6 protein-coding genes are annotated in these 5,683 nt (G+C 66.8%); 5 read left to right on the forward strand and 1 reads right to left on the reverse strand.

What is annotated here, in order from left to right; all coding sequences use genetic code 11:
• The first annotated feature begins 127 nt into the window (after positions 1-127).
• The 5 genes from ACZ7NC_RS44305 (at position 128) to ACZ7NC_RS44325 (ending at position 5,058) form a co-directional block, all read left to right on the forward strand.
• Positions 128-589, forward strand: a complete 462-nt coding sequence (locus tag ACZ7NC_RS44305) for a PPC domain-containing DNA-binding protein (RefSeq protein ID WP_471497794.1) — start codon at positions 128-130, stop codon at positions 587-589.
• A 60-nt stretch (positions 590-649) separates the two neighbouring features.
• Entirely contained in the window at positions 650-1,405 is a 756-nt protein-coding gene (locus tag ACZ7NC_RS44310) for a GNAT family N-acetyltransferase (protein WP_471497796.1), read from the forward strand.
• Entirely contained in the window at positions 1,402-1,929 is a 528-nt protein-coding gene (locus tag ACZ7NC_RS44315; protein ID WP_471497798.1) for a GIY-YIG nuclease family protein, read from the forward strand. The genes ACZ7NC_RS44310 and ACZ7NC_RS44315 overlap by 4 nt, the downstream gene beginning before the upstream one ends.
• Before the next feature lie 985 nt (positions 1,930-2,914).
• Positions 2,915-4,681 carry a hypothetical protein gene (locus tag ACZ7NC_RS44320; protein ID WP_471497800.1) on the forward strand — a complete coding sequence of 589 codons (1,767 nt, stop codon included), beginning with the start codon at positions 2,915-2,917 and terminating at the stop codon, positions 4,679-4,681.
• The gene (locus ACZ7NC_RS44325; protein ID WP_471497802.1) at positions 4,678-5,058 is read left to right on the forward strand and encodes a DciA family protein; all 381 of its coding nucleotides are present in this window, start codon (positions 4,678-4,680) and stop codon (positions 5,056-5,058) included. The genes ACZ7NC_RS44320 and ACZ7NC_RS44325 overlap by 4 nt, the downstream gene beginning before the upstream one ends.
• Here the strand turns inward: ACZ7NC_RS44325 and ACZ7NC_RS44330 are convergent.
• The coding region (locus ACZ7NC_RS44330) for a transposase (protein WP_471497804.1) at positions 5,024-5,683 on the reverse strand (660 nt) is incomplete at its 5' end. The two genes, ACZ7NC_RS44325 and ACZ7NC_RS44330, sit on opposite strands and share 35 nt — an antisense overlap.

Here is a 5,683-nt window from a genome sequence, read left to right on the forward strand (position 1 = left end):
GCTCAACTGGACTCAAGAACTTGCGTGTTCCGGTCCCCATACACCCGGTATGCCGAACACGGCCAGAACATCAAACACGACGTCAAAGATCAGTATCTCGTAACCATCTCAACAGGGGAAATCCATCTTGCGCAGCTACGAACTCACCACTGGGCGAACCTTCGCCGTGAATTTCGACCATGGCGACGACTTCTTTCCCACGCTCGCCGATTTCTGCCGTCAGAAGGGCGTCCGGCACGGCTACATCCCGATGTTCATCGCCGGCTTCGCGGAGGCGGAGATCGTCGGCGCATGCGAGAAGCTCGAAAACCCCGAGGCCCCCGTCTGGAGCAAGGTCCACCTGACCGGAGTGGAGGCAATGGGGTGCGGAACGCTCGCGTACGACGCTGAGACGGACTCGGTCTTGCCGCACATCCACACGTCACTGGGCGAGAAGGCGCGCTCCGCTACCGGCCACACGAGCCACCTGCTCAGCGCCCAAGTGCAGTTCCTCGTCGAGATGCTCGTAGTCGAGGTCACCGCACCGGTGATGACCCGCCCCAGGAACCCTGACCTCTACGACGTGCCGCTACTTACCTTCGATGCCTGACACAGCAACACAGTAGTCCTAGGACTATGGTTCACTAGATCTATAAGGAAGGGGGCACGCATGGCGCCGAAGTGGCGAGAGCTCGCGGACAGGCTCGCCGCGCAGATCCGACGCGGCGAGTTCGCGCCTGGCCAGCAACTGCCCCACATCCGGGATCTCGTGGTAGCCGGCGAGGGATCAAAGGCAACAGTCCACGCGGCTTACAAGGCTCTCGAAGCCGAAGGTCTCGTCACGTCATCGCGCGGGCATGGCACCGTCGTACGCCTCCAAGCTCCCGCCAAGCCGGTCCGCCTTGTCAGCGACCAGGTCGTCCTGCGCGAGTTCACCCTCAATGACGTCGACGACGTCCTGGCCATCATCAGTGAGGACACCGTCACGACCTGGCTCAGCTTCGACAGCCGCGACCGCGCTCAGGCCATCGCCATGATCGAGGGCGCGATCGAGCGCGCTCAGCTGGAGCCTCGGACCGAGTTCTATCTCGGGGTGACCAAGCGTGGCGACGACAGCGTGATCGGATTCGCTCGGATCGGGCTCAGCGGCGTCCAGGCCGGGAAGTTGGGCTACGCCATCGCAGCGAAGGAGTGGGGTCGCGGCTATGCGACGGACGCGGCCCGCACTCTGATCACTTACTGCTTCAAGGAGCTCGCTCTCCACCGGGTCACCGCAGCGATCGGCCCGGACAACGTCGCCTCGATCGCCGTGCAGCAGCTCGGTTTCATCCGCGAGGGCGTGCTGCGCGACCACGTCTTCACCAACGGCGCGTGGCGCGACAGCGTGCTGTTCTCCGTCCTCGCCCACGAGTGGAGGCACCCGTGACGGTGCGGCCGGAGCGCGTATATCTGATCGGCTCCCCAGACTCGCCGTTGGTGAAGATCGGTTGGAGCGACAACCCTGAGCGTCGGCTCCGCGATCTTCAGGCGGGGTCACCGGTGCCTCTCCAACTGTTCGCCGTCTTCGAGGGCGGCCACGTCATCGAAGCCGAGCTGCACCGCCGTTTCGCCGACAAGCGCAAGCAATGCGAGTGGTTCGATCTCGGCCCTGACCCGAGCAAGGCTGTGAGTCCGTTCGTGAAGGTGGCACAGGTAGAGGAAGCCGAGCGAACCGGAGGCCGTCAGCCCAAGCACGAGCTGCGTTATGACGACGTCACGCTGCAGGAGTGGCTGATTGGTTTCCTGAGGACCCGCCGCGTGTCCATGAGGGCATGGAGCGAGAGTGCCCGACATACAAAGGAGCGTGGAAGTGCCGATGCGGCAGCTGACCTTCCCCCGTGGCGGGCGCCGCGAGCAAAGTGCTTCCCGCCCGGCGGGATTCGCAGGGGACTACATGCAAAGCCCCTTTGATCTGGGGCCAAGTTCTGCTGGAGTCAAGGGAACTTGGCCGCTCACCAGGGCATTTCTCTGCGTGGATGTTCTTCATTTCAGGAAGGCGTGCCGTACTTGACTGTCCGACAGCAAACGCTGGGCCTTGCGACACGTGAGCCCCTGAGGCCTGTATTGGGGAGGCGGAGGAGTATCGTGTCTCCGAGCTTGATCAAAACGAAAATGGCCCCCGCGACCTTGAGCAAGTCGAGGGGGCGGGCCACTGGACCTTGTAGTGGGGGTCCTCGGCCTGCCGACCACCCGTTTCAGCGAGTCCAGGTGATCGACATGCATCAGGGTACCCGTATCCTGCCCCAGTCACACAGCACCCCGCCGTGGTGCCAGCAGCGCGTGAGCGACGGCTGGCCCTTCGGCGGGGTGTTCGTGTTGTCCGAGCGCACCCCGGTTCACCCCTCGGGTGAGGGGGTCGGGATGACGTAGGTCTCCGGGGGCGGCGCCTGCGCTGCAGGTCTTCTGGCCGCCCCGGGCCTGGTTCCGGTGATTGCCCTTCACCAGTTCCAGCGCCCATCTGCTCTCCGTGAGGTTGCCGCCTCTTGGAGGAGCTGCCCGTCCCGGTTGCCGCCGGCTGCGAGCGGTTCGATCTCGGTTCTCGCCAGAACCCGAAGCACCGCCTTCACAGGAGGGGCTTCGTTATGCCCACCTTCAAAGAAGGAGGCGTCGTCATTCTGCACGACTGCTTGGGCTTTTGCCAGCCCACATACACCCGTTTTACCCCCGTTTGGGGGTCTGTGAAGTCACGCCTTGACCGATTTCACAGCCCGATTCGCTCTGTAAGTCCTGTTGTTCAGCAGCGCTGTTGCTTGTTTCGGGCGGCTGCGCAACGACGAGCCCTTGTCCGTCCGTTCAGTGCTCCCGCTCTGGTCGCTGCCCGCGGGATTCTGTCCCCGGGCCGTCCGGCTGACGATCGCCAGGTGATCGCTTCTGGTGTGTCGGCTGGGGTGGGCCAGTGAGCTCCGTGGCGGCGGGGGCCGCTGGCCTGTCGAAGTTCGCCGGCATCTCCGTCGGTGAGGCTGCGCCGATCCGGCGGCAGCGGGTGCGGGTGCCGATGCGTCTGGTGTTCTCGCCGTACTACCAGGACGTGGCGCTGTCGGTGTACGTGAAGGTGAAGGCGCTGGGGCTGCGTCCGGAGAGGTGTCAGGCAAAGTCGTCGACGATCGCCTCGTACCTGGGGCTGTCGAAGGCGTCTGTGGAGCGCGGGCTGACGATGCTGTCGCGGCCAGCGCCGGACGGCGTGATCGAGCTGACGTCAGAGCGGCGTACGCTGCCGGGCGGCCGGGGGCTGTCGGCGCTGCGGTCGGTGCGGACGATGACCCGTACGGAGGCGTTCGTGTGGGTGCCGGTGGCGGCCGCGGAGGACCTCACGCCCCGGCAGCTGCGTGCGTACGCGCTGATCGCGTTCGCGCAGGCGCGGGGGATTGCGCTGACGGAAGCAGAGCTGGCGGTCGGCCTGCGGCACCATTCGGGCCAGAAGGCCGGTCAGCCGATTTCGGTGACGGCGGCGTCGGCGGTCGTGGACGAGGTGGAGGCGGCGCGCTGGGTGACGGTGCAGCGGCGTGCGGGGGCGCATGGGCGTCACCGGTATATCGCGTACCACATCACCCCCGAGGCCCGTCCCAGCGATGGCTGCGCGGTGGCCGCTGGGGCTACTGAGGCTGTTTCGCAGGAGTTGGTTAGTTCCCCGGTTGGTAAGGGATCGGGTTCGCCGGTTGGTGAGGGATCCCTCGCGAATGAGGATTCACTTAGGACTGACTCACCGGATGACGCGCGTGGACTCGTCTCACCCGCCGTAGGCGAGGTACCGGTAGGTAAGGGCGCTGGGGCTGTGGAAATCTCGGCTGCCGCGACTGCGCGTACGGAAGCCAACGGTGGTCTCGCGCTTCGCGCGGGTGGAAACAGCCAGCTCTCCTCCTCGAAGCCGGAGGCCGAAAAGCGCGGCAGCAGGGGCGGGGGGTCTGCGCGGTCGTCGTACGACGGACCGCAGTTGGCCATGAGCCCACAGATCTACGCCGTGCTGGAGCCGGCCCACGTGCTGCTGGAGCGGGTGAACAATGACTTCGTGGTCCGGCAGATCGCCCGTGAGGTGGGCCGCCAGCTACGCGAGGGCACCGACGCCGAACGCCTCCACCACCGGCTCACCGCCCGGTTCGCCAAGGTGCTGCTCTCGGAGATCCGCGACCCGGGCCGGTGGCTGCTCGGGGTGGCCCTGCCTCGCTGGGGCTGCGGCCACCAGGACTGCGAGTCCGGTGTCCTGTGGTCGACCGGCAAGGACTGCGAAGTGTGTGCCGAAATCGTCCAAGACAAGGCAGCCGCCCGGCAGCGTGCCCAGCGCATCGAGCAGGGCCTGTGCCCCGAGCACGGCACCCGCCCCGCGGCTGGATGCTGCGCCGACTGCGTGATGGACGACGCGATCCACAACCCCGCCCCGGTCCCGGCGCAGCGCGAGCTGGAGGGTCCGCCGCGAGGGTCCTGCGGGGAGTGCGGTGCCCGAATCGTGCTGATAGGCCGCGCCCTCGAGGACGGTCTGTGCAAGCTCTGCCGTGAGGAGGCCGCTGCGCTGTGCGCCGTCGTCGTGCCCGCGCCCCCCACCGCATCGGCCGGGCAGGAGACCTGCTCGGGCCGGGACGGAGCCGTGCCGCGTGGCCGAAAGACCCTGCCCTGGCGCAAGGTCTGCCGCATCCACCGCGTCCAGGAGCTGGCCGGGGAGGTCGCGTGATAGACCAGAACCCGCAGCTCAGTGGCGTCGGCCTTGCCCGCGTCGCCTTGCGCGCCGTCAAGACGGCGCAGAAGAGCGGCGGCCGTATGGCGCAGCCGAAGCCCCGCCAGACCCGGGTGGCCCGGCACGACGGGCGCGAGCCGATAGGGCGCGGCGCCACGATCGGCGCTCTCCCTGCCGCTGGCGATTCCCTCTATGTCACCGTGGGAAGCCATCACCCCCGAGTTCGCCGGGCACGTCACGGCCGTCGACACGACACAGCCTTCGGCCGGCTCACCGTGTGCCCTGAGTCGACGGCTTGGGCGACGCTGCGCCTGGAGCAAGCCCGCGTCATCGAGGCCGCTACTGACTTTGTTGTCGTGATGTCGTCAAGGTGAGGCTGGTTTCGGCGAGGCATCCATCGATGAGGTTGCTGCGGTACTGGATCTCGCGGAGACCCTGTCGAAGGGCACGCATGAGGTGGTCGGGGTCGGTGAAGGCGGTGTTGGCCTGGCTGCTGCGTCGCAGCAGTGACCAGATGCCCTCGACGGGGTTGAGGTCGGGTGCATAAGCGGGCAGGAAGTAGCAGACGATCCAGTCGTGGGTGTCGATGAACTCCCGCAGCCTGCGGTCTTTGTGCACGTTGAGGTTGTCCCACACGAGCACAATCGGGGCCCCGAGCTGCTGGTGGGCGGCGATGAGCAGGTCGCGGTACTCGGTCCAGGTGAAACTGCGTCTGCCGCCCCGCTTGTGGTCGACGTGCCGTTTGGGCCGGTAGATCAGGCGAGAGCGTTCGCCTGGCTTGTAACAGGCCAAAGCGGCGATGGAGAAGCGACGCTGGGAGCGTCCCCGCACCCGGATGACGGGTGTGTGTCCGCGCCGGGACCAGGTGCGGGCTGTGGGCGGCGTCATCGAGAACCCGGCTTCGTCGCTGAGTAGGCCCGGGGCGCGGTGCCGGGATTGCTCCCGGTCCGTTTCCCCGGACCTCTCGCCGAACCCGCCGTGCCTATTACTAGGCAACGG

This window comes from Streptomyces sp. NPDC111802 (assembly GCF_055634335.1).